The organism is Alteromonas confluentis, assembly GCF_001757105.1.
Lineage (GTDB): Bacteria > Pseudomonadota > Gammaproteobacteria > Enterobacterales > Alteromonadaceae > Alteromonas > Alteromonas confluentis.
In genome coordinates this window covers 1-23,812 of the sequence record NZ_MDHN01000031.1, presented here as the reverse complement: position 1 = coordinate 23,812, position 23,812 = coordinate 1, and the positions used below count along the sequence as shown (strand labels likewise).

General features: G+C 47.7%; 19 protein-coding genes. 7 read left to right on the top strand and 12 right to left on the bottom strand.

Annotation, left to right across the window (positions count from 1 at the left end; all coding sequences use genetic code 11):
- Positions 1 to 141: 141 nt before the first annotated feature.
- Entirely contained in the window at positions 142 to 573 is a 432-nt protein-coding gene (locus BFC18_RS13880; protein ID WP_070126169.1) for a type II toxin-antitoxin system RatA family toxin, read from the top strand.
- Complete coding sequence (locus tag BFC18_RS13875) at positions 570 to 920, top strand: RnfH family protein (RefSeq protein WP_070126168.1); 351 nt, start codon at positions 570 to 572, stop codon at positions 918 to 920. Before BFC18_RS13880 ends, BFC18_RS13875 begins: the two co-directional genes overlap by 4 nt.
- On the opposite strand, the gene BFC18_RS13870 is transcribed toward BFC18_RS13875, so the two are convergent.
- Positions 917 to 1,390 carry a MarR family winged helix-turn-helix transcriptional regulator gene (locus BFC18_RS13870; protein WP_070126167.1) on the bottom strand — a complete coding sequence of 158 codons (474 nt, stop codon included), beginning with the start codon at positions 1,388 to 1,390 and terminating at the stop codon, positions 917 to 919. The two genes, BFC18_RS13875 and BFC18_RS13870, sit on opposite strands and share 4 nt — an antisense overlap.
- A 26-nt stretch (positions 1,391 to 1,416) precedes the next feature.
- A complete protein-coding gene (locus BFC18_RS13865; protein ID WP_083273100.1) occupies positions 1,417 to 3,378 on the bottom strand; it encodes a BCCT family transporter in 1,962 nt (653 codons plus the stop codon).
- Positions 3,379 to 3,685: 307 nt separating this feature from the next.
- Between BFC18_RS13865 and BFC18_RS13860 the strand changes: the two genes are divergently transcribed.
- On the top strand, positions 3,686 to 6,373 hold the full coding sequence (locus tag BFC18_RS13860) for a TonB-dependent receptor (RefSeq protein WP_070126166.1): 2,688 nt from the start codon (positions 3,686 to 3,688) through the stop codon (positions 6,371 to 6,373).
- A gap of 111 nt (positions 6,374 to 6,484) precedes the next feature.
- Positions 6,485 to 8,449 carry a tetratricopeptide repeat-containing sulfotransferase family protein gene (locus tag BFC18_RS13855; RefSeq protein ID WP_070126165.1) on the top strand — a complete coding sequence of 655 codons (1,965 nt, stop codon included), beginning with the start codon at positions 6,485 to 6,487 and terminating at the stop codon, positions 8,447 to 8,449.
- Positions 8,450 to 8,479: 30 nt separating this feature from the next.
- On the opposite strand, the gene ppsR is transcribed toward BFC18_RS13855, so the two are convergent.
- On the bottom strand, positions 8,480 to 9,292 hold the full coding sequence (gene ppsR, locus BFC18_RS13850; protein WP_070126164.1) for a posphoenolpyruvate synthetase regulatory kinase/phosphorylase PpsR: 813 nt from the start codon (positions 9,290 to 9,292) through the stop codon (positions 8,480 to 8,482).
- Positions 9,293 to 9,485: 193 nt separating this feature from the next.
- Between ppsR and ppsA the strand changes: the two genes are divergently transcribed.
- Positions 9,486 to 11,858 carry a phosphoenolpyruvate synthase gene (ppsA, locus tag BFC18_RS13845; protein WP_070126185.1) on the top strand — a complete coding sequence of 791 codons (2,373 nt, stop codon included), beginning with the start codon at positions 9,486 to 9,488 and terminating at the stop codon, positions 11,856 to 11,858.
- A 135-nt stretch (positions 11,859 to 11,993) separates the two neighbouring features.
- Here the strand turns inward: ppsA and BFC18_RS13840 are convergent, their stop codons facing one another.
- Positions 11,994 to 12,221, bottom strand: a complete 228-nt coding sequence (locus BFC18_RS13840; protein WP_070126163.1) for a tellurium resistance protein TerC — start codon at positions 12,219 to 12,221, stop codon at positions 11,994 to 11,996.
- A gap of 179 nt (positions 12,222 to 12,400) precedes the next feature.
- Between BFC18_RS13840 and BFC18_RS13835 the strand changes: the two genes are divergently transcribed.
- Complete coding sequence (locus BFC18_RS13835) at positions 12,401 to 12,817, top strand: DUF4826 family protein (RefSeq protein WP_070126162.1); 417 nt, start codon at positions 12,401 to 12,403, stop codon at positions 12,815 to 12,817.
- Between the two features lie 14 nt (positions 12,818 to 12,831).
- Here BFC18_RS13835 and BFC18_RS13830 read toward each other — a convergent pair whose 3' ends face one another.
- The 7 genes from BFC18_RS13830 to BFC18_RS13800 form a co-directional block, all read right to left on the bottom strand.
- The gene (locus BFC18_RS13830; protein ID WP_070126161.1) at positions 12,832 to 13,290 is read right to left on the bottom strand and encodes a GNAT family N-acetyltransferase; all 459 of its coding nucleotides are present in this window, start codon (positions 13,288 to 13,290) and stop codon (positions 12,832 to 12,834) included.
- Positions 13,291 to 13,355: 65 nt separating this feature from the next.
- Positions 13,356 to 14,507, bottom strand: coding sequence for a cupin domain-containing protein (locus BFC18_RS13825; RefSeq protein ID WP_070126160.1), 1,152 nt, complete (start codon positions 14,505 to 14,507; stop codon positions 13,356 to 13,358).
- Between the two features lie 17 nt (positions 14,508 to 14,524).
- Positions 14,525 to 15,727: an adenylate/guanylate cyclase domain-containing protein gene (locus BFC18_RS13820; RefSeq protein WP_070126159.1), complete on the bottom strand. Its 1,203-nt coding sequence runs from the start codon at positions 15,725 to 15,727 to the stop codon at positions 14,525 to 14,527.
- 76 nt (positions 15,728 to 15,803) lie between these two features.
- Positions 15,804 to 17,177, bottom strand: a complete 1,374-nt coding sequence (gene purB, locus BFC18_RS13815; RefSeq protein WP_070126158.1) for an adenylosuccinate lyase — start codon at positions 17,175 to 17,177, stop codon at positions 15,804 to 15,806.
- Between the two features lie 19 nt (positions 17,178 to 17,196).
- The gene (gene hflD / locus BFC18_RS13810; protein ID WP_070126157.1) at positions 17,197 to 17,823 is read right to left on the bottom strand and encodes a high frequency lysogenization protein HflD; all 627 of its coding nucleotides are present in this window, start codon (positions 17,821 to 17,823) and stop codon (positions 17,197 to 17,199) included.
- Entirely contained in the window at positions 17,823 to 18,938 is a 1,116-nt protein-coding gene (gene mnmA, locus BFC18_RS13805) for a tRNA 2-thiouridine(34) synthase MnmA (protein ID WP_070126156.1), read from the bottom strand. Before mnmA ends, hflD begins: the two co-directional genes overlap by 1 nt.
- A gap of 184 nt (positions 18,939 to 19,122) precedes the next feature.
- Positions 19,123 to 19,665 carry an rRNA large subunit pseudouridine synthase E gene (locus BFC18_RS13800; protein ID WP_245680390.1) on the bottom strand — a complete coding sequence of 181 codons (543 nt, stop codon included), beginning with the start codon at positions 19,663 to 19,665 and terminating at the stop codon, positions 19,123 to 19,125.
- A 454-nt stretch (positions 19,666 to 20,119) separates the two neighbouring features.
- Between BFC18_RS13800 and BFC18_RS13795 the strand changes: the two genes are divergently transcribed.
- Positions 20,120 to 22,345, top strand: a complete 2,226-nt coding sequence (locus tag BFC18_RS13795) for an NADP-dependent isocitrate dehydrogenase (RefSeq protein WP_070126154.1) — start codon at positions 20,120 to 20,122, stop codon at positions 22,343 to 22,345.
- A 44-nt stretch (positions 22,346 to 22,389) separates the two neighbouring features.
- Here BFC18_RS13795 and BFC18_RS13790 read toward each other — a convergent pair whose 3' ends face one another.
- On the bottom strand, positions 22,390 to 23,718 hold the full coding sequence (locus BFC18_RS13790) for an IS4 family transposase (protein ID WP_070123693.1): 1,329 nt from the start codon (positions 23,716 to 23,718) through the stop codon (positions 22,390 to 22,392).
- Positions 23,719 to 23,812: the final 94 nt, after the last annotated feature.

Sequence of the window (23,812 nt, the reverse complement as noted above, 5' to 3'; positions counted from 1 at the left end):
CGTTTAACCTTATCCACAGTGAGTTACTCTGAACCTGCAGAGGCAGATCAATATGGGGGCGGTAACAAAAGCTTAAAGGGTAGGTGAGCATAAACAGTCGTGATAAACTTCTCCGTTCATGAGAAAAAGTGAAGAGTTTTTATGCCAAGTATTCAACGCAGCGCGTTAGTGGCACATAGTGCCCAGGCCATGTTTGATTTGGTCAATGACGTTGCCTCTTATCCTGAATTTTTACCCGGTTGCGCAGGCAGTAAAATCTTGCAGAGTGACGAGTCGCAAATGAAAGCCTCGTTACTGGTTTCTAAAGCCGGTGTTAAGCAGTGGTTTACCACAATGAATGCCTTAGAACCTGCGCGTAGAATTGATATGCAGCTGGTGGACGGCCCCTTTAAAAAGCTGTCCGGTGGCTGGACGTTCTCTCCGTTGTCAGAAGAGGCGTGTAAAATAGAGTTAAGTTTGGATTTCGAATTCAGTAACCGGCTCACCGAAATGGCTTTTGGCAAAATTTTCAGCGGATTGGCAACAAGTATGGTTAATGCCTTTACTGAACGGGCTCGGAGTGTGTATTCATGACCGGGTCGATTACAGTGGAGGTGGCTTACGCTTTACCGCATAAACAGTCGTTGGTAGAGGTGTCAGTGCCGGTGGACAGTGACATTGAAGCGGCAATAAATGCATCTGGCCTGTGTGCCTTGCACCCCGAACTCGACTTAAAAACCACGAAGGTTGGGATATGGAGTCGGGTAGCAAAATTAAAAGATAGTTTACGGGATGGCGACAGGATTGAAATTTATCGGCCGTTAATTGCCGATCCGAAAGAAATTCGAAAACGCCGGGCTGAGAAGGCGGTAGAAGAAGGGCGGGCCGATAAAGTTACCGGCGGCCGCCCGAATCCGTTGAAATCGAAAAAAGAAGATTAGCGGTCTCGCAACGAGCCCACTTCAAGAAAGGGCGATGCATCGATATTTTCAGCGTCCATCATAGACGCAATACGCTGCATAGTGGCAACCATCTGGCTTTGTTCCCAATCTTTCATATTGTTGAATCGCTCAACGAAGTGTTCCTGCAACGGACGAGGCGCGTTCTCCAGGGATGCTTCCCCTTTCTCGGTAAGATAAACACCGACTTTTCGTTTATCGGTGGTACTGCGAATGCGCGTTACCAACTCTCTGGCTTCAATACGATCCAGAATGTTGGTGATGGTCGCCGGGCTCAGGTTAATGCTTTCAGCGATTTCGCGCACCATCACACCCGGATGCTCCTGAATGTTTTGTAACACCAGTAACTGCGGACCCGTCAGGCCTACGTCCTTGCTAAGCTGTTTACTGCGTAAATCAACGGCACGGATAACTTTACGCAGTGCCACCAACAGTTCTTCTTCTTTTCTCATTTCTTTCCTAACAGATATCTAAATTATCAGACCAGACGATGTAAAAAATGCTGGTGCTTCTGATACTGATCAATTACGTCATTGATTACCGCAGTTGTAGACCAACCCATGATGTCGTAGTCCTGACCACCTTCAGACAGGTGTACTTCGGCGCGATAATACGTCTCGTCACTATCTGTGTCCAGTTTGCCGTTCAAGTCAGGCTGCACCGTTGGCGTAGAGTGTACAGAATAAACAAAATCCGGCTGTTCATTCAGTTTCAACGTCAACATCAGCGATTTATCTTGCTGAGCGATTTCGACTTCAAATTTCAGTTTTTCAAATTCAATTTTTACATCATTAAACGCCGACATAACCGTTTTGTCCATAAAGCGCTTAACTGCCTTACGATTAGGAAACGACACGATGTTTTCTAACCGCGAACGCCAGTTTTTGTCGTTGTCACCGGATAAGTTACTTACGCCAGTCGCGGCTAAACTTTCCCGCTTGTACGATTCCACTCGCAACGCTTTCATTAACCCAAACAAGGCTACCAGTAAAATAATCGAAAACGGCAATGCGGCAACAATGGTCATTGTTTGCAGTGCACCGAGACCACCGGCATAAAGTAAGGTGGCGGCGACCACGCCTACCGTCACTGCCCAGTAAATTCGCTGCCACAGTGGGGTGTCGTTTCTGCCGTTAGAACATAGCATGTCAACTACCATGGCGCCGGAGTCACATGAAGTAACAAAGAAAATTACCACCATCAAAACCGCAAGCAAGGTGAGTACAGATTGGAAAGGGAAGTTTTCAAGGAACACAAACAAGGCCACGGCAGTGTCTTCATCAACCATGTTCGCCAGCGCTTCATTACCTTGCGTTAGCACCATGTCGATTGCAGTATTGCCGAAAACGGTCATCCACAACAAGGTGAACGCGGTGGGGATGAGCAGTACGCCGATTACGAATTCCCGGATGGTTCGGCCGTAAGAAATACGGGCGATGAACAAACCTACAAACGGTGCCCAGGCCAACCACCAACCCCAGTAGAAGATAGTCCAACCACCAATCCAGTCTGTTTTGGCATAAGCAAACAGATTCAGTGTATTGCGCACAATGTCCGACGTGTAGGCACCCACATTCTGAATGTAAGCTTGCAGCAGAAATACAGTAGGCCCCAACACCAACACGAATAACAGCAATGCCACAGCCAACAACATGTTGGCTTCTGATAAACGACGAATGCCTTTATCCAGCCCAGTGGTTACCGACACAATGGCGATGGCAACTACACCGGCCATGAGCGCGATTTGCACATTGGTGGAGGTGGGAATGCCAAACACATAAGAAAGACCAGCATTGATCTGTGCTGCACCAAAACCCAGTGAAGTCGATACACCAAAAATGGTGGACGTTACCGCAAAAATGTCGACCAGATGACCGGGCCAGCCATAAATTCGATCGCCAATAAGCGGGTAAAGTGCAGAGCGCAACGTCAGTGGCAATTGATGACGGTAGGCAAAATAACCTAAAACCAGTGCCACGGCCGCGTAAATTGCCCAGGGATGAATACCCCAGTGGAAGAAGGTGGTTTTCATTGCCTCTTTAACTGCCTCAACACTGCCGGGATCGGCGGTAGGCGGAGCAAGGAAATGCATGATGGGTTCGGCAACACCAAAGAACATCAGACCGATACCCATTCCAGCAGCAAACAACATGGACAACCAGGTGAATTTGCTGAATTGCGGGGTGGCATGATCAGGACCCAGACGGATGTCTCCGTAACGGGAGAAACCTAAAATCACCACCGTTAATAAGATGATGGCTACGGTAAGAATGTAAAACCAGCCACCATTTTGTGTCACCGTGGTTTGTAATGATTGGAAGAAGGTATTGGCTTGCTCTGGGTTAGATGCCGCATAAATCAGCAGCAACAAAATGGCCGCTGAAGAGGGAACAAATACTTTCTTATTAAGCATGCCAGACGATGCTGTGTTTTCTGTCACTGCGTTTCCTTTAATTTTCTACTACCTCTGTAATGTCGTTGGTTACGTCTCTTTTTGCGGAACCGATTAGTTATAATAATATTTGAGTATAGTTGTAATAATTAGTGTTCAACTTGATTTTGTGCGTGAACAAAGCAATCATATAAAGGTAATTACTGAAAATAGCCAATAAATACCAATAAGACTCATGCCTTTTAGTGAGCTAAATAATTAGTAATGAAGTATAACGGTTCGCCGAACGTAAATAAATGGTCGGTAGAGTAGGTAAATTATAAATATAATCACTCCGAGAAAAGTTGAGGAACACATGCAGAAAACCAGATTAAGCTATGCCGTACTGGCAGCTCTGGCAACAACCCCCACACTCGCGCAGGAAGCCAACACGGGTGCTAAGCTGGAAACGATTGAAGTTACAGCGACGAAGCGCACCGAATCAATACAGGACGTACCCGTTGCCGTTAGTGCTCTGAATGGTGAAACACTTGAGAACCTGGGAATAGACAGTTTCCAGGATTACGTTGAATTCTTACCCAACGTGGTTTTCCAGGGAACCGGCCCTGGAATGAATGAGATTTACATTCGTGGTGCTGCCACCACACAGTCGAACATCATGTTATCTTCGGTACAGGCTTTACAGCCTTCCGTGGCGTTTTATTTAGATGAACAACCGGTTTCCATGGCCGGTCGTAATCTCGATGTTTACGCAACCGATATTCAGCGCGTAGAAGTGTTGCCTGGTCCTCAAGGTACGCTGTTTGGTGCCAGCTCGCAGGCCGGTACGGTACGAATGATTACTGCGAAGCCCGATCATTCAGGTTTTGCTGTTGGTTTCGACAGTAACATTGGTTTCACCAAAGGCGGTGAAATGAGTAATGCGGTTGAAGCTTACTTCAACATGCCGCTTACCGACGACCTTGCTGTACGTGTTGCTGCATACAATGACCGTCAGGGTGGTTGGATTGATAATATCCTGAACGATCCAGGCAACGGTGGTTATATCGGTAGTGCTCAGGTAATCAGCCGTATTTCCGGTGGTGTGCTTACTAATCCAGCGGAAATGGATGCAAACCGCATCACTAACCCGGCAATCTCGTCACCAGAAGATGCTGACGTGGTTTCACCGCGTAACGACTCTCTGGTAGAAGACGATTTTAACGATGCCGTTTATGCCGGTGCCCGTTTCGGTTTGTCTTACCACATTAACGAAGACTGGGATCTGCTGGTTCAACATACCCAGCAAACGTTGGAAACTGAAGGGGTATTCGCCTACGATCCTAACCTGGAAGGCGAAAGTTCGACCAACCGTTTCCAACCAGAAGAGAATAACGATGAATTCGGTTTAACAACTTGGACGTTGGAAGGCCGAATGGAAAAGCTGGATATGGTTTACACCGGTGGTTATTTAGATCGTGAGATCGATACCCTGGCAGACTATACCGGTTACACCAATGGTGGCCTTTTCTCAGCGTATTACGTGTGTAGTTATAATGCATCGGATGATACCAGCGAAGATCGCTGTCTTGACCCAACTAAATTCTTCCGCGAAGACACAACGTCAACCCGTTCTACACACGAGTTACGTTTCAATACCACCATGGATACACCATGGCGCGTAACTGCGGGTCTGTTCTACGATAACCAGGAAGTGGCCACTGTTGGGCAGTTCAACATCGCAAGCACCGAACTGTTCCCTGACATGGCGCGAACTCTGGTTGGCAATGAAGGCATTAATAGTGACGGCGGACCATTCCCGGCGGACATCAGTTTTATCAACGACATTACCCATACTATCGAGCAGGTAGCGGTATTTGGTCAGTTTGAGTACGACATCACGGATTCACTCACAGCGAGTGTTGGTGCCCGTTGGTATCAAATTGATGATGAATACAAAGGGTCTACCAGTACCGTAGACGTATCACGACGTATACGTGCTTTCGGTACCATGGATGAGTCTGAACTGGCTGCGGTGGGTCTTAACCCGACGCTGGTTAATGAAGCGGTTCAAAGTGGTCAATTGCAAGTAGACTTGTTGGATTCTGACGGCGTACTTAGCGTAGACGACACTATCTGGAAATTCTCGTTAGACTGGAAGGTAAACCGCGACATTCTGTTGTTTGCCAACTATTCTGAAGGTTTCCGCCCGCCGGTAACTAACCGTGTTGGTGGTGGTCTGGCAACCAATCAGTCTGGCAAGTTTGAAAACTTCCGCATTCCGGTTTATTCCACAACCGACACCCTGGATAACTATGAAATTGGTATGAAGGGTGATTTCTTTGATGGTCAGGTGCGGGTAAATGCCACTGCGTATTACTCTGAAATTTCTGATCTGCAAACGTCACGTTTTGATCCAACCAATATCTCGTTCCTGGTTTTCACCGACAACGTGGGTGATGCTGAAATCCGTGGTCTAGATGCCGACATCACCTGGCTTGCCGCCGACGATCTTATCATCAGCGGTGCATTCAGCTTACTGGATACTGAACTTACCAGCGTGAATTCAGAGCTGGAAGGCATTTCTGCCGGTGTGGGTTCTGAGTTGCCTTACTCCGCGTCGTTCTCGGGTAACATTAATGCTCGCTACTTCTTTGAAATAGAAGGCGACATGCGTGGTTACGTTAATGGTTCTGTGAGCTACACCGGTGATCGTCTGGCAGGCATGGTAATGGATGCCTACGTGATGGAAGATGCCACCCAACTGATTTACGGTACGGGTTCTGGTCTTAAAATTGAAGACGAAGGCGATGTTTACGAAGGTGTGACATACAGCGACAGCAACGGTGAAACCTTCCGTGGCGGCCGTTATGTTCAGGAAGCTTACGTACTGGCCAATCTAGCTGTGGGTGTTACTAACGATGAATGGAAAGCAGAGCTGTACATCGACAACGTGTTTGATGAGCATGCTATTTTAAACATCGATACCCAGCAATTCACACCAAAAGTGGTGACCAATCGTCCTCGTACCATTGGTATCCGCCTTTCCTACGATTACTATTAATCGACGGGGAATCACACGGTAAACGTGAATTGAGTTAAGATAAAACGGCAAACTTCGTGTTTGCCGTTTTTTGTTGTTTTTCAAAAGTGCGAGCCACTTTTCTGGATAAGTATGTCAGACCCCAATCAATCTCGTCTTAATGAGGCGAAAAAAGCACTCATGCAGTCACAATTTGAACAGGCGATTTCGATCTGTAATCAAATATTGTCAGACCGTAGCGACAGCAATAGTGAAAAGGAAAGTTTGTACCTTATCGCTGTGGCATTAAGAATGGCGCAGCAACCTCGTGATGCGCTGCACACTTTAGATAAGTTACTTCAGCGTTTTCCCGATTACGGTCGCGGGTTCCAGGAGCAGGGCTACTGCTGGAAGGCTTTGGGGGATGAACGCAACATGGCAACGGCGTTTTATCGCGCCACACGCTTTAACCCTACATTGTTGCCTGCCTGGCGGGAACTGGTGCAGTTTTACACCAAAACCGGCAACCAGCAGGCGCTTAATGTCGCTTCACAGCATATTCAGCACCTTTCTGCACTTCCCAAACCATTAATTGGCGCCATGGATCTGTTGCACGAAGGTCAGTTACATAAAGCCGAGCAGGTATGTCGCAGCTATTTACAGGCGAATAAACATCATCCTGATGCCATGATGCTGTTGGCGGAAATTGGGTTGCAGTTGAAGGTCTATCACGATGCCGAGTTTTTGCTGGAAAGCTGTGTCGCATTGTATCCCAAAAACGAACCTGCATTGGTTGCCTATCAGAGTTTATTGAACAAGCTGGGTAAGTTTCCTGTCGCAGCCAAACTGGCAAGAAAGCGTGTTGCTGACAACCCTGATAATGCACAAGCTAAAATTACACTGGCTTTTGCATTAGTGGGCGTAGGGGAACTGGATGAAGCACTGGCGTTGTATCAGGATTTACTTAGCCAGAACGCGCAGCGTCATGGTTTGTGGGTACAGTATGGCCATGCTCTTAAAGCCCAGGGGCAAACAGACGATGCGATAAATGCGTATGAAAAAGCGGTACACATTGCGGCTGATTATGGTGACGCTTATTGGAGTCTCGCGAATACAAAAACCTATCGCTTTACAGAAAGCATGGTGTCGCAGATGCAGGCTTTGGTGAGCGACGATTCAACTAGCCTTGACGATAAAATTCATGTTTGTTTTGCTTTGGGTAAAGCCTATGAAGATGTAAAGCAGTTTCAGCAGGCATTTCACTTTTATCAGCAAGGCAATAGCCTGAAAAACAAAACGCTGAATTTCGATATTTCCCGAACCGAGCGCGCGCTAACTGAACAAGCGCAAGCCTGTACCGCCGAATTGTTTGCCGATAAAGCAGAAAATGTGGGCTGTCAGGCACCTGATCCTATTTTTATTGTAGGTTTGCCACGGGCAGGTTCAACATTGCTGGAACAAATCCTGGCCTCCCATTCTATGGTTGATGGCACGATGGAGCTGCATGATATTCTCGGTATTGCGTCTGGGCTGAGTCAGCAGCAAAAGGCGTATCCGCATAATCTGACCGATCTCACCGACGAACAATGTGCAAAACTGGGTGAACAATATATTCAACAAACCCAGGCGTATCGTCAGGGCGCCCCGTTTTTCATTGATAAAATGCCAAATAACTTCGTCCACATCGGACTTATCAAACGCATTTTGCCGAAAGCCAAAATTATTGATGCGCGACGCGATCCCATGGCGTGTTGTTTCAGTGGCTTTAAGCAGTTATTTGCTGATGGACAGGAGTTCAGTTACGCACTTGAGGATATTGGCCGTTATTACCGTGCGTATGAAAAGCTGATGGCCCATTGGCAGTCGGTGTTACCAGGGCAGATCCTCACTGTGCAGCATGAAAATGTGATAAACGACTTAGAAGGCGAGGTTAAGCGCATTCTGGATTTCTGTGGCTTGCCGTTCGAGCAGGCTTGTGTGGATTTCTACCAAACAAAGCGGGTAATTAAAACGCCGAGTTCAGAGCAGGTTCGTCAACCTATCTATCGCAGCGGTATGACCCAGTGGGAAGGGTTCAGTGAATATCTCTCGCCACTGAAACAGGCATTACAGATATGAAAAACGGGCGCAACAGGCGCCCGTTTTGATTTAGTATTTACGTCGCTGAAGACCGGTTTCAGCCAGGATCTTCGCCGAAATTTCCTCAATAGAGAAATGGGTAGAGTTCAAAAACGGAATTTTTTCTCTGCGATAGAGGTTTTCAACCTCGCGCAATTCCATTCGACATTGTTTTATCGACGCATAACGACTGTTAGCCCGGCGTTCAGAGCGTATTTGGCTTAATCGTTCAGGTTGAATAGTCAGGCCGAACAATTTGTTTTTGAAGCCTCTTAGCGCAATGGGCATCTTCAGCATGTCGCCCATGTCTTCTTCGGTAAAGGGGTAGTTGGCCGCTTTAATGCCATACTGAAGGGCCAGATACAAACTGGTCGGGGTTTTTCCTGAGCGAGAAACGCCGACTAGAATAATATCGGCTTCTTCATAGTTTTTGATGTTAGAGCCATCGTCGTTCGCTAGCGCGTAATTAACCGCTTCAATACGTATATCATACGTTTTTTCATGAATACTGTGGGTACGATGTTTTTCCGGTTTCGAGGGTACACCGAGTACTTTTTCCAGTGGCGCAACGAATTGATCGAGAAAATTATAATTAATTCCAACTGATCTGGCGATAATTTTGCGCACATCGACATTCACAATTGTATAAAAAACGAGCGGTCTCTCTCCGGTATCTTGAAAACTTTCAGATATTTTTTCAAGAACCTTGTAAGCCTGTTCCTCAGTTTCAACGAACGGAATTGTGGTGTGATTAAACTGTATAGGGAACAGAGACAGCAGGGCGTGGCCGAAGACCTCTGCAGTGATGGCTGTACCATCAGAAATGTAGTATGCGGTGCGCAAAACAATTCCTTAACATTGTTGTAATTTTATTACGAGATACAGAAAGATTTTACTTTCAATTTTTCACCATTCTATGATGAATCTGTCGAAAAGCTAGTCTGCATTATTCAGGGTGGCAGTATCCTCGGCGTTTATCGCGATGGTCCGTAGTAAAGCGGATCTCACAAGTTTAATAAAGCTGGAGGCTTTGGCCGTGCAAGAATACGTACTTTGGTACCAAGAGTTGGGGATGCATGATGTGGGTCGCGTAGGCGGCAAGAATGCGTCGTTAGGTGAAATGATTTCTAACCTGGCAAATGCCGGTGTTCAGGTACCGGGCGGTTTTGCCACGACATCTGATGCATTTAACGAGTTCCTTGAACAAAGTGGTCTGGAAGCACGGATCCACGAAGTCCTGGACAGCCTTGACGTAGATAACGTCACCGCACTGGCAGAAGCCGGTAAGAATATCCGTCAGTGGATCATCGATACGCCATTCCAGCCTGCGCTGGAAAATGCGATCCGTGACGCGTTTGAAACCCTGCAGGGCGATGCGGGCGACGCGGCTTCTTTCGCTGTTCGTTCGTCTGCCACAGCAGAAGATATGCCTGACGCTTCATTTGCGGGTCAGCAGGAAACATTCCTCAATGTGAAAGGCTACGATGCGGTAATGGTTGCGATTAAGCACGTATACGCCTCTCTGTTTAACGATCGCGCTATTTCTTACCGTGTACACCAAGGTTACGACCATAAAGGCGTAGCGTTGTCTGCGGGCGTTCAGCGCATGGTACGCAGTGATATCGCTTCTTCAGGTGTTATGTTCACCATCGATACCGAATCCGGTTTCGACGATGTGGTATTTGTAACCAGCTCATTCGGTCTGGGTGAAATGGTGGTACAGGGCGCAGTAAACCCTGACGAATTCTACGTACACAAGCCAACCCTGGCGAATGGCAAACCGGCTATTTTGCGTCGTAATCTGGGTAGCAAGCTGACCAAGATGATTTACTCAGAAGATTTGTCTCATGGTAAGCAGGTCTCCATTGTTGATATTGAACAGCAAGATTCACTGACCTTCTCACTGACCGACGACGAAGTACAAGAACTGGCAAAACAAGCGGTTATCATCGAGAAGCATTATCAACGTCCAATGGACATTGAATGGGCGAAAGATGGTGTTGACGGTAAGCTGTACATCGTACAAGCCCGTCCCGAAACCGTGCGTAGCCGTGAAGATAGCCAAACCATCGAGCGATTCCAGCTCAAAGACAAGAGCAGCATCGTTTGTGAAGGTCGTGCAATTGGTCATAAGATCGGGGCTGGTGAAGCTAAGGTACTTGCATCCATTGAAGAAATGGACAAAATTATGCCGGGTGACGTGCTGGTTACAGACATGACCGACCCAGATTGGGAACCCATCATGAAGAAGGCGTCTGCGATTGTAACCAATCGTGGTGGCCGTACTTGTCACGCAGCCATTATCGCCCGTGAATTGGGTATTCCTGCTGTTGTTGGTTGCGGTAACGCCACCGATTCCATCGCGACAGGCGATAAAGTTACTGTATCCTGCGCAGAAGGTGACACGGGCTACATTTACAGCTCTGAACTGGAGTTTGACGTAGTAACTTCGCGCATTGATTCAATGCCTGATCTGCCGCTGAAAGTGATGATGAACGTGGGTAACCCAGATCGCGCCTTCGATTTTGCTCGTCTGCCAAGCGCAGGTGTGGGTCTGGCCCGTCTGGAATTCATTATTAACCGCATGATTGGTGTGCATCCAAAAGCACTGCTGAATTTCGACACACAGCCAGAAGAGCTGAAAGAAGAAATCAGTGAAATGATTGCGGGTTATGCGTCGCCTCGCGAATTCTACATTCAGAAACTGGTTGAAGGCATCGCCAGCATCGGTGCGGCATTCTCGCCGAAGAAAGTCATTGTTCGTATGTCAGACTTTAAGTCTAACGAATACTTCAACCTGGTCGGTGGTTATCAGTACGAGCCGGACGAAGAGAACCCGATGCTGGGCTTCCGTGGTGCAAGCCGTTATGTGTCAGAAGATTTCCGCGACTGCTTTGCGCTGGAATGTGAAGCCATTAAGCGTGTACGTAATGTGATGGGGCTGACGAACGTAGAAATCATGATCCCATTTGTACGTACTTTAGAAGAAGGTCGTCAGGTTATTGATATTCTGGCAGAGAATGGCCTTAAGCAGGGCGACAATGGCCTGCGCGTTATTATGATGTGTGAACTGCCATCTAATGCGCTGCTGGCCGATCAGTTCCTCGATATCTTTGACGGGTTCTCTATCGGTTCAAACGACATGACCCAGTTAGCGTTAGGTCTAGACCGTGACTCTGGCCTGATTGCGCATCTGTTCGACGAGCGTGACCCTGCCGTTAAAGCTTTGCTCTCTATGGCAATCCGCGCAGCGAAAGCACGTGGCAAATACGTAGGTATTTGTGGTCAAGGTCCGTCTGACCATGAAGATTTTGCTGCGTGGTTGGTAGACGAAGGTATCGATTCTGTGTCTCTGAACCCAGATACTGTAGTAGAAACCTGGTTATACCTGGCAGAAAAACACGGATAAGCTATAGTTACAATGTAGTTAAGGAATCGGCGGGTTCATCCCAACCAACCCGCTAAGACACAAAAAGCCGCGATAAGCGGCTTTTTTATTGTCTATTCAATATTGTGAGATGGTTAGGCCCCATCAATTGGGCGGTTAGCAGCGTTTGCGAAGCTTTCTTGCAAGAAGAAATGTATCGAGCTTTTTGGCGCCGCGCTGCATACTTCCCTGAACCACTTTAAGCCAAACCCGCGCTTTAGGCACATCGTAGCTAAGTACCACCAGACCAACCAATACTAATAAACTGGAACCAGGAATAATGGTTAGCACCACACCAGCAATGGCGAGTAGCGCCCCTAAAGTAATTCGAAATACTTTTAACATAAATAAGCCTGAAGTGATTGCAGCCTGTGAGATTACCTTAGTTATAGCAAATGAAAAGAAATTTGCTGTAACGAAGTGTAAACGTGAAAGAACCGGTTGGGCAAATAAGGACGAATGTTGCTGGCTGTGTTAAGGTTTCAGCTACTTAAAAATGATAATAAAACCTGAGAAGAAGTACGATGACAGACTCAACACCTCAACCTATGACCGAAGAAGAAAGCGCCGCATGGGTACGCGAACAATGGCAACACGCAAACATGTTTCTTGCCGAAAAAGGGGTAATACCTTCAACGCTTAACCACAAAGAAAGCCGCTACCTGATCCCTGTATTGGCACTGTGGAAAATCACGGGCGAAGACAATAAGACTTACTGGGTGATAAACGGTGAGTTGCCCACCGATTTTATGCTCGTAGAGAATGCTCCTGATGCCAGAGATGCCATGCGTCACTTTGCCTTAAAATGGCAGGTACAAGCGGCAAATACCCTGGAAAACAGCGAGAGCAGTGCACAACAGCGCAGTCAGGCTGATTTCCTACAAAACCGCGCTGAATCTCTGTACCGTTTTTACGAAGATGAATCTCTCTGGGTAAGTTAAGTAGAGCGCGTTGGTCAGTGAAGCTCACTGACCATGGGCAGTGAAAACTGACTAATGGGGCATAACATCCGCTGACGGGGAATACCGGCTTCCATAAATACCGGGCCTTCTGGCAGGTAGCCCCGCGATTTATGGGCTTCTACACTGTCCAGGTTGCACACAACCTTCACCTCGTTAACGCAAGCAGACTCTGCAAGCTTGATAAGAGAGGCGAACAACATTTTGTAGACGTCTAAAGTGCGATAAGGGTGAAGTACAGCAATACGGCCAATTTCACCGTCGGGGGTTATTCTTCCCGAGGCAATTGCCCGATGCTTATCGTCGGATATTAAAACATGAAAAGCGTCTGAATCTCTGTTGTCAAATTCAGCGTTTTGAGGGATATGCCACTCAATCACAAACACTTGTTCGCGAAGCTTTGTCAGTTGATGTTTACCACTCGTCCAATCAACACTTTCAACTTGAAAACGCATGATTATCGCTCTGAGTCATAGTTGCCTGAAATTGTCCTCATGATGCTTCCAGGCGACGATGGTGGTTAGTTACTTAGTTCCCAGTAACCTCTTGAGATCAGTATAGCTAACAGAGAAAGTAGCGCAATGTCACCGGCGTCAGCTTCCGGGGTGTTTATCGACAGCGGCTCGCCAGCAAAAAGTGCCAAAAGTCGGGGCATAAGATGCTTAGGTGCCGCAAATTTTTCACCATTAATGAAAAAAGTGAACTGCTCATGATTTTGCGTTTCACTGTACAGAGGCTTACAGCCTGGTGCTCTCATCACGCTGTCTCCCTCTTCCAAACAGGCAATCAGTTCCTCAGTGGTTATTTCTTCTGGCGCTTCAAGAGGAGCAAGATGCTGGTTACTCAATAAACTCAATAGTGCATCTTCGCCATCAGCACTGTTTAAGAACGCTAAGAACAGGTTTTTAAGGGCATTGCTGGTCTTTTCTGTCACCAGAGAAGGATGGGATTGGGCTACGAGATCCGGGTCGCTATAGCGCGAACTGCTATCTGTTTTATCGCCGGTTTGTTCGGCTACCGTGTCGGCGAGTTGCTGAAGTAAATCCTGTTGTGTCGGTGCGCGAAAGCCGATGGAATAGGTGAGGCAGTCTTCAAGCGCAACGCCATCATGGGCCCAGCCAGGAGGAATATAAAGCATGTCACCCGGTTGCAACACCACATCAATGGTTGGAGAGAACGCGGTAACTTGCTGTAAATCTTTGTGCGGGGTATGGGTTTCGCTGTTGTCGGGCGGTGCAACACGCCAACGCCGCGAGCCCTTACCCTGGATCAAAAATACATCATACTGGTCGGTGTGCGCGCCCACACCAGCCCCTTCTACAGCAAAACTGATCATTACATCGTCCATGCGCCAATATGGCACAAACCGGAAGGCTTCCATGAGCGCGTCGATGTCATTTATGTAGCGGTCTACGGCTTGCACCAGCAGTGTCCACTTACCTTTGCAAACATCTTCAAAATCTTCGAAAGGGCCGTGTGAAACATGCCATTCGCCGTTGTCGTGACTGACAATCCGGCTGTCTATTTGTTCTTCCTGGGCAAGGCCAGCCAGGTCGTGTTCATCAACCGGATCGATAAAACCGCTAAAGGCTTCACGGATCACCATAGGCTTTTTTTGCCAGTGTTGAGCGAGAAAAGTGTCGGTGCAGAATTCACCGTTCAGTTGATACATGCGTGTGTCCGGAGTAGTCAGGATTTAAAAATGAGCGTGTGTGCCACCAGGTTGTCACCAACAACAAAGCGGTCAGAGAAGTCGAATTGTGTATTTTGGCTGTCTGTGAGGTGGCCCCGGGTGCGGGCGCACACAGTAATGGTGCCGGGAATACTGGCTTGTTCAAGGAGAGCAGCACGGTTCACCGTTTTCCCCCAGATATCAAAATAGGGTTTATGCGTTCCAATAATACCGCCAATGACTGAGCCGGTGGCGATACCGATACGGATATTACAGCCCAGTTCCCGCGCTTCCGATAATGTGCGGAAGCTTTGCAACATATCTTGTGCAAAGGAACAAAGCGTTTCTACAGTGTGCGCGTTGCCCACTTCATTCCGCGCCAGGGTACTTGGAATTCCCACAGCAGCCATATATTCATCGCCATTGGTTTTTAGTTTTTCGATACCGTAGCGAATTGCCAGGCTATCAAACAGGCTGTAAAGATCGTCTAGAATCGACACAATGTGGACATCATCGTAGCGCTCACTGAGCTTGGTATAACCTTGCAAATCGGCAAACAGTACGCTGACATTGTGCAGTTTGTCTGTCATGCCAAGGGGCCAGTGCTCCGTGCTGTTTTTAGGCCCGAGAGGTAGCATGCTGTTCAGTAGCGCTTTATTTTGCTTTTCTGATAATGCCAGTGTTTGACTTTGTGTTTCGAGCTTTCCTCGTATCCACCGCAGAACCATTAGGCCACCAGTCACCAGAATCACCGCGTTGGCTAAGCGTAAAGAGGCGAAGCTGTGAGACTGACTAAAAACAATCACGGCTTCCACAACGACATACAGTAATCCAAAGGTTGTTTCTGCAAACCGCCGTTGGCGTTTCTCTTTGCGAGGAAAAATAAAACCACTGGTGATCATGCCAAACAGAAGTAACTGTTGCAGACCCGTGTCTTTTTCCCACATTAAAGAAAGTAATGTGATTAGCGTCATACTACTGCTAACGAAGAAAAACCTTGCGCGCTCTGATGAACCCGGGCGTCGGCGGTAAGTCAGTGCAACACAGCTGGCAAACAAAATACCATGCATGGCAATAAGCACGAGTACCGGCGTGGAGTAGTCCTTTAGGATCAGCACGACTGCCGATGTGTACAAGGCAAGCCCGGCAATCACGGCGAATGAGAGGTTTCGTACCAGCAAGGTGGTGGTCATACTGGTTTTGAGGTTAGGCTTTTTCACACTTTCCCTGACAGTGAAAAAAGGGCTGCGAAGCAGCCCTTATTACGAAGATTTTTCAGAGTCTACCGCTGAAAATTTATTCAGGCAACTGATCAACCAGGCGGATTGCATCGCCAATGTAGTTGGCCGGAGACAGGGTTTTAAGCTCTGCTTTAACGGCATCAGGTAGTTCCAGGCCGTCAATGAAATCGGCGATGACTTCCGCATTCACTTTTTTACCACGAGTCAGTTCTTTCAGCTTCTCGTAAGGCTTCTCGATACCGAAACGGCGCATAACCGTTTGAATTGGCTCAGCCAGCAGTTCCCAGTTGTTATCCAGCTCAGCCAACAGGCTTGCTTCGTTCACTTCCAGTTTGCTGATGCCTTTCAGGGTAGCTTGGTAAGCAATAACTGCATAGCCCACACCTACGCCCAGGTTACGCAGAACCGTGGAGTCAGTAAGGTCACGCTGCCAGCGCGATACAGGCAGTTTAGCGGCAAGGTGATCAAAAATAGCGTTTGCCAGACCCAGGTTACCTTCCGAGTTTTCAAAGTCGATAGGATTCACTTTGTGCGGCATGGTAGATGAACCAATCTCACCGGCAATGGTTTTCTGTTTGAAGTGACCCAGCGCAATGTAGCCCCAAACGTCACGGTCGAAATCCAGAATGATGGTGTTGAAACGGGCTACCGCATCAAACAATTCGGAGATGTAATCGTGTGGCTCGATTTGTGTCGTATACGGGTTCCACGTTAAGCCCAGGCTGGTAACAAAACTTTCTGACAGTGCATGCCAGTCGGTATCTGCATAGGCCGACAAGTGCGCATTGTAGTTACCTACCGCGCCGTTGATTTTACCCAGTAAGGTAACTGCAGCAATTTGGTCACGCTGACGACGAAGGCGCATTGCCACGTTAGCCATTTCTTTACCCATGGTGGTTGGGGAAGCAGGCTGACCGTGTGTGCGGGCCATCATTGGAATTGTTTTGTATTCTTTCGCCAGACGAGTGATTTCACTAATCAGTTTGTCACAGTAAGGCAAAAGCACTGTGTCGCGGGCTTCAGTTAACATCAGACCGTGAGACAGGTTATTAATGTCTTCTGAGGTGCAAGCAAAGTGAATGAACTCGCTGATAGCATTCAGTTCACTGTTGCTTTCCACTTGCTCTTTTAAGAAGTACTCAACCGCTTTCACGTCGTGGTTAGTGGTACGTTCAATTTCTTTGATGCGCATGGCGTCATCAACCGAGAAGTTGGCAACGATATTGTTTAGCAGCGTGTGAGACGCTTCACTAAAGGCGGGGACTTCAGCAATTGAAGCCTGCTCCGACAGCATTTGTAGCCATCTTACTTCAACCTGAACACGGTATTTCAATAAGCCGTATTCACTGAAAATGCTGCGCAGCTCGGCACTCTTACTGGCATAGCGGCCATCTACAGGGGAAATTGCGGTTAACTGAGTCAGTTCCACCTTTAGCTCCTAAACTAAACTAGTTGATTAATCTCAGTGCAAGGGTTGCACTGTGTAAAATTTGTTTACGGCCAAACAGGATCTGGCGTCTGCGCCCACCCATTTGCCGCCACATTACCGCAGCCCGCACACCAGCCAACAATAGCGCACGAACACGTTGTTGATTGAGCGGACGGCTAAGAAATTCATTATTACCCGCAACCTGAATTTTCGGGGCCAGCGGGCTAATAATATCGGAATAAATGCTGGCCAGAGAGGCAATAATCTTGCTGTTGTCGAAATCGACATGGGCAAGTTGTCGCTGAACATGGGAAATACGTTGACTGAGTTCATTCAGCGCATCTGGCTTTGCTGCCAGTTTTCTTTCTAAACTAAGTAAGCTGGCGACATATCGGGTCAGTTCTGCATCTTTATGACTGCTTCGGCCGGAAAGCTGAGACACAATACTTTTGTAACCCATTTTCAGGTTACTTAACTGGCCGAACACATGCTGGGGTGATTCCGGATCTGTCACTAAAATACTGGACAAGCTGGCCTCACAGGCTTCCGTATCTACCGCACCGGAGCGGGCAACTTTCTGCACCAGTGCTGCGGCCTGGCACACTCCGGCCAGGGCTATGTGTTGTTCTATCCTTGAGTCAAGCATCAGCGAATATAGCTCTCTATTATCCCGCCACCTAAGCACACCTCATCGCGATAAAATACCGCCGACTGACCGGGAGTCACTGCTTTTTGCGGTTCGTCGAATAATACTTCGACCTGGTCGTCGTCAATAGGGCGTAATGTGCAGGGAATATCTGTTTGACGATAGCGGGTTTTCACTACCGCACGCACGGTTTCTGTTACTGGCTTGCGGTCTACCCAATGTAATTGCTTGGCAACCAGGCCTTTTGAATAAAGGCGAGGGTGGTTTGTACCTTGACCAACGATGAGTACATTACGTTCAACGTCTTTGTCTACCACATACCAAGGGTCGTCACCGTATTTTGCCAGGCCACCAATGTGTAAGCCTTTGCGCTGGCCAAGGGTGTGGTACATCAAACCTTCGTGTTCGCCAATCACTTCGCCTTCAGCAGTTTCAATGACACCAGGCTGAGCGGGTAAAAATTTACCCAGGAAATCTTTAAATTTGCGTTCACCAATAAAACAAATGCCAGTGGAATCTTTCTTGTCGGCGGTGATTAGGCCTTGTTCTTCTGCAATTTCGCGTACCCGAGGCTTTTCCAGTTCGCCAACCGGGAACAGGGTTTTCGCTATATGCTCTTCGCCAAGGGTGTAAAGAAAGTAGCTTTGATCTTTATTGCCATCGAGACCTCGTAACATTTGCCAGTGACCATCTTTATATCGACGCTGCACATAATGTCCGGTAGCAATGTAATCGGCGCCTAAATCTTCGGCTGCAAACTCAAGGAAAGCTTTAAATTTAATTTCCTTGTTGCACATGATATCCGGGTTTGGCGTGCGTCCAGCTTTGTATTCTTCAAGGAAATACTCGAATACGTTGTCCCAGTATTCTGCGGCGAAATTAATGGTGTGCAGTTCCATACCGAGCTTATCGGCCACCGCCTGCGCGTCTGCCAGGTCTTCTGCGGCTGCACAGTATTCATCATTGTCGTCTTCTTCCCAGTTCTTCATGAACAGACCTTCCACCTGATAGCCCTGCTGCTGCAACAGATAAGCAGAAACAGAGGAATCCACACCGCCGGACATGCCGACAATGACTTTTTGTTTTGATGGAGAAGGGGTTGAATTTGATGACATACTGACTCTTCGCTAATTTCCAACGTTGTCCGGTTATTCAGGGTCGCGGATTCTACCAGAAACATCTGCAGTTTACACGGCAGATACAGTGCTAATGTGTTCTATCTTGTACCATTTTATGAAAAGCGCCTGGCAGCGGTGGTGGCTAACACTGCTATAAGGATAAACCATCCTGCCGAAACGGTTAGCTAATCTCGATATATTTGCCGTTATCGATACCATCGATGGTCCAGTTTCCAATGCGGTAGCGAATTAAACGAAGGGTTGGGAATCCCACGTGGGCCGTCATTCTTCGCACCTGACGATTCTTGCCTTCAGTAATGGTTATCGATAACCAGCTGGTGGGAATATGTTTTCGATACCTGACGGGAGGGGTACGGGGCCAGAGGTTCGGCTCGTCTATTCGTTTCACTTTTGCAGGTCGGGTCATGCCGTCTTTCAATTCCACGCCGCGACAAAGTTGTGCAATGGCGTTGTCGGTGACTTCACCTTCAACCTGTACCCAATAGGTTTTACTGGTTTTGGCTTTAGGGTTGGCGAGACGGTGCTGGAGTTTACCATCGTCTGTGAGCACTAATAGGCCTTCAGAATCGCGGTCGAGACGACCGGCTGCATACACGCCCGGTACGGGAATAAAATCTTTCAGGGTTTGTCGGCCTTCCTGGTCGGTGAACTGGGTCAGCACATTGAAGGGTTTATTAAACAGCAGCACTTTTCCTGCAGACATAATGGCACCAGGCAAAAAATAATTGTGCATATGCTACCGAAAAATCCGTGAAATTGCGGCACGGCTTTGCATTATTTCTGATGAAAAAAAACGGATTTGCAAAAATAATTCACAAAAACGGTTAAAAATAGATTGATCTTCACGCTTAAGACAATGGTATGACTTGTAACTCCTACGTCCGACCCTATACTATTGAGCGCGGTAATTTCGGCAGGACAGGGTGCGTCTGCAAGGCGGACTCTTGATAATGACGATTTGGGTGGCATGTTCGTGGGCGAGAGGACATGACACAGTGATCTGTAAATTACAGATATAGACCAGACTGAAAGGTTATTTCAGTATTCGTGATCAGAAACTTACGATATTACCGAGATGCCCTGCATATTATAGCGATTCCACGCGGGGTTAATGGAATAAATCAGGTAGCTCTTTACCGACAACTTTGAGGTATATAATGACCAAAGCTAAGTCGACTATCATCTACACCAAGACAGATGAAGCGCCAATGCTGGCGACTTACTCTTTACTGCCAATTATTGAGAAATTTGCCAAATCTGCTGACATCGACATCGAGTTAAGCGATATTTCACTGGCTGCGCGTATTCTCGCCAACTTCCCGGAATACCTGAACGACGATCAAAAAGTGCCAGATGCACTGTCTGACCTGGGTGAAAAAACGCAGGATCCAGAAGCAAACATCATCAAACTGCCTAATATTAGTGCATCAATTCCCCAGTTGCGTGCAGCAATCAAAGAATTAAACGCAAAAGGTTTCAACGTTCCGCCGTACCCGGAAGCGCCTTCTACTGACGAAGAAAAAGACATTCGTGAGCGTTACGGTAAAGTGCTGGGCTCTGCGGTTAACCCGGTTCTGCGTGAAGGTAACTCAGACCGTCGTGCACCAACTGCAGTTAAAAACTTCGCGAAGAAGCACCCGCATTCAATGGGTGAGTGGAGCCAGGCTTCACGTTCTCACGTAGCGCACATGCGCGGTGGCGATTTCTACTCTAGCGAGAAGTCCACAACGGTTGAGAAAGACGGCTACGTAAGCATTGAATTTACCGGCAAAGACGGTAGCAAGAAAACGCTGAAGCCTCGTGTTGATCTGCTGGCTGGTGAAGTTATCGACGGCATGTTCATGAGCAAGAAAGCGCTGTGTCAATTCTTCGAAGAACAAATTGAAGATGCGAAAGAAACCGGCATTCTGTTCTCTCTGCACGTAAAAGCGACCATGATGAAGGTGTCTCACCCCATCGTATTCGGTCACTGTGTAAAAGTGTTCTATAAAGAACTGTTCGACAAATACGAAGATCTGTTCAAAGAGCTGGGTGTTAACCCTAACAACGGTTTAGGCAGTGTTTACGATAAAATCGCTTCTCTGCCAGAGTCACAGCGTTCTGAAATCGAAAAAGACATCAACGCTTGTTACGCTGACCGTCCGCCTATGGCAATGGTTAACTCTGACAAAGGTATCTCTAACCTGCACGTACCTTCAGACGTAATTGTTGATGCGTCTATGCCTGCTATGATCCGTAACAGCGGTCAAATGTGGGGACCAGATGGAAAAGCGCACGATACTAAAGCGGTTATCCCTGAGTCTACTTACGCGACTATCTACCAAGAAGTCATTAACTTCTGTAAGACCCACGGTGCATTTGATCCAACAACTATGGGTACCGTGCCTAACGTTGGTCTGATGGCGCAGAAAGCGGAAGAGTACGGTTCACATGACAAGACGTTTGAACTGGAAGCTGACGGTACGGTTCAAATCATCGATCAGGACGGTACAGTACTGATTGAACACAATGTTGAAGAAGGCGATATCTGGCGTATGTGTCAGGCGAAAGACGCGCCAATTCAAGATTGGGTTAAACTGGCCGTTACCCGTGCCCGTAACTCTGGCATGCCAGCAGTATTCTGGCTGGACGATGAGCGTGCTCACGATGCACAGCTTATTCTGAAAGTTGAGAAGTACCTGAAAGATCACGATACCAGCGGTCTTGAAATTCACATCATGTCGCCAGTGCGCGCGATTCGTTTCTCCATGGAACGTGCAATCCGTGGTCTGGATACGATTTCTGTAACCGGTAACGTACTGCGTGACTACCTGACTGACCTGTTCCCAATTCTGGAACTGGGTACCAGTGCGAAAATGCTTTCTATCGTGCCTCTGATGGCCGGTGGCGGTCTGTACGAAACCGGTGCGGGTGGTTCTGCACCTAAGCACATTCAACAGTTTGTTGAAGAAGGTCACTTGCGCTGGGATTCACTGGGTGAGTTCCTGGCACTGGCAGTATCGCTTGAAGAGCTGGCTATTAAGCACAGCAACTCTAAAGCGAAAGCGCTGGCAGTAGCCCTGGATAAAGCCACTGAGAAACTGCTGAACACGGGTAAGTCGCCAGAGCGTAAGGTTGGCCAGCTGGATAACCGTGGTAGCCACGTATGGCTGGCGCTGTACTGGGCAGAAGCACTGACCGAGCAGACTGAAGATAAAGAACTGGCTGAGCTGTTCAAGCCAACTTTAGAAGCAATGACTGCTAACATCGACAAAATCATTGAAGAAATCGATGCGTCTCAGGGTCAACCACAGGATATCGGTGGTTATTACTTCCCAGACGAAGACAAACTGTACGCAGCGATGTCTCCAAGCAAAACGCTACAGGAATCTCTGTCTAAGTAAGCGCTTAAGCAAAACCAAAAAACCCGGCTTTCGCCTAATGCCAGTCAGTTAAGCTGACTGGCTTTTTTCTTTGTGGGGTATTTAGTCGGTTTTTTCCTCACCGCTCTTGGGTAATATCTGTCTGGACGTTTGTCGGGCAACCTCATCATTCTCAGAGATTCCATCAGATATTCATAGTGAACGGGCAGCTTAGTAACGGTTTCCGGAATGGTTGACAGGAAGAATACAATAATGTGTCTCATGCATAAGCCGAAGCTGAGTCGGGACGGAGATAGCTCCGGCATATCTTTGACAGCATCCAGCATCATCATTCGAATCAGGTTGTAGGCGAGTAATAGCCCCCAGAGCTCCTGTCGTACCATCTCCGGCTTCTTGCTTCGGAGTGTCAGTTTTGCCTGATGCATCGTTTGTTTCATTTCCCTGAAGCCCAGCTCTATTTCCCAGCGTTGAACATACACATCGACAACTTCGTCATAGGGAAACTGTAGCGCATTGACCATTGAACTAAGCACACGGTAAGTCTTTCCATCGACTTCATAGCTGGTCAATCTCGCTTCGAGGGTCTCAGGTAAGCCACTAAATTTTTTTCTGGCCTGGGGCGAGGTTTTCAGTGTGACAACAGCATCATGGTCGCTTAGTTGATGCTTTACTGTGTACTGTAAATCTTTACGAGCAGGCAGCATCCAGTGGGTATTCACACCTTTAGTCATCCATAGATGGAGTAATCCCAACGAGTAATATCCTCTGTCAAAGAGAGTCAGGGAGTTATCTGGCACCGAAGGAACAAGGCGCTCTGCAAGTGACATCTCGCCGACATCACGACTGTCGAATTCACTGGCTAATAGAAGATGGCTGGACGTTTCCATCAGGCTGCACATGCGTACCTGCGGATAAGGATTATCACCTTTAGCATTCCGGTCACAACCAAATGTATCAAGATTCTCATTGGTATCCTGCGCACGGAACATCACACCATCAACCGCCAGGACATTTAAACCACACCACTGTTCAAAGGCATACTCTCCAAATGCTCGCTGTGCCATTAACTTAAAGACGTGACCGACAGCTTCCTCCCCCAGTCGTTGCCGGGCTTGCACCACCGCACTGGGCGCAACAAAGCGGTTTTTACCCGGCAGCGAAACATCGAGTTTATTCGCGACATCCCAGACAGGGTCGTTACGGAAGAGGCTCATTCCCACAATCGTAAAAACGACGGAATCCAGCGGCAACCGGCGACGTCTGACGGTCGCTACACCCGATAAATCATAAGCTTGCTGGAGCAGTTCAGGGTCAACAAAAGACATGAGCTTATCAATAGTATTCAAATCTTCAGCATGACTGAATGTTTCATCGAGGTTGGAAAGTAAAGGCATAAAAAAATCCGATATCAGAAACTGATATCGGATTTTGAAGCCTTTAAAAGATCGGTCAACCGATCATGAAAATATTCTTAACTGATCGGCATTA

What these genes read in the sequence shown, in the direction of transcription:
- BFC18_RS13880 (WP_070126169.1), top strand. Translation starts at nt 142, where the DNA reads ATGCCAAGTATTCAACGCAGCGCGTTAGTGGCACATAGTGCCCAGGCC.
- BFC18_RS13875 (WP_070126168.1), top strand. Translation starts at nt 570, where the DNA reads ATGACCGGGTCGATTACAGTGGAGGTGGCTTACGCTTTACCGCATAAA.
- BFC18_RS13870 (WP_070126167.1), bottom strand. Translation starts at nt 1,390, where the DNA reads ATGAGAAAAGAAGAAGAACTGTTGGTGGCACTGCGTAAAGTTATCCGT.
- BFC18_RS13860 (WP_070126166.1), top strand. Translation starts at nt 3,686, where the DNA reads ATGCAGAAAACCAGATTAAGCTATGCCGTACTGGCAGCTCTGGCAACA.
- BFC18_RS13855 (WP_070126165.1), top strand. Translation starts at nt 6,485, where the DNA reads ATGTCAGACCCCAATCAATCTCGTCTTAATGAGGCGAAAAAAGCACTC.
- BFC18_RS13840 (WP_070126163.1), bottom strand. Translation starts at nt 12,221, where the DNA reads ATGTTAAAAGTATTTCGAATTACTTTAGGGGCGCTACTCGCCATTGCT.
- BFC18_RS13835 (WP_070126162.1), top strand. Translation starts at nt 12,401, where the DNA reads ATGACAGACTCAACACCTCAACCTATGACCGAAGAAGAAAGCGCCGCA.
- BFC18_RS13830 (WP_070126161.1), bottom strand. Translation starts at nt 13,290, where the DNA reads ATGCGTTTTCAAGTTGAAAGTGTTGATTGGACGAGTGGTAAACATCAA.
- BFC18_RS13825 (WP_070126160.1), bottom strand. Translation starts at nt 14,507, where the DNA reads ATGTATCAACTGAACGGTGAATTCTGCACCGACACTTTTCTCGCTCAA.
- hflD (WP_070126157.1), bottom strand. Translation starts at nt 17,823, where the DNA reads ATGCTTGACTCAAGGATAGAACAACACATAGCCCTGGCCGGAGTGTGC.
- mnmA (WP_070126156.1), bottom strand. Translation starts at nt 18,938, where the DNA reads ATGTCATCAAATTCAACCCCTTCTCCATCAAAACAAAAAGTCATTGTC.
- BFC18_RS13800 (WP_245680390.1), bottom strand. Translation starts at nt 19,665, where the DNA reads ATGTCTGCAGGAAAAGTGCTGCTGTTTAATAAACCCTTCAATGTGCTG.
- BFC18_RS13795 (WP_070126154.1), top strand. Translation starts at nt 20,120, where the DNA reads ATGACCAAAGCTAAGTCGACTATCATCTACACCAAGACAGATGAAGCG.
- BFC18_RS13790 (WP_070123693.1), bottom strand. Translation starts at nt 23,718, where the DNA reads ATGCCTTTACTTTCCAACCTCGATGAAACATTCAGTCATGCTGAAGAT.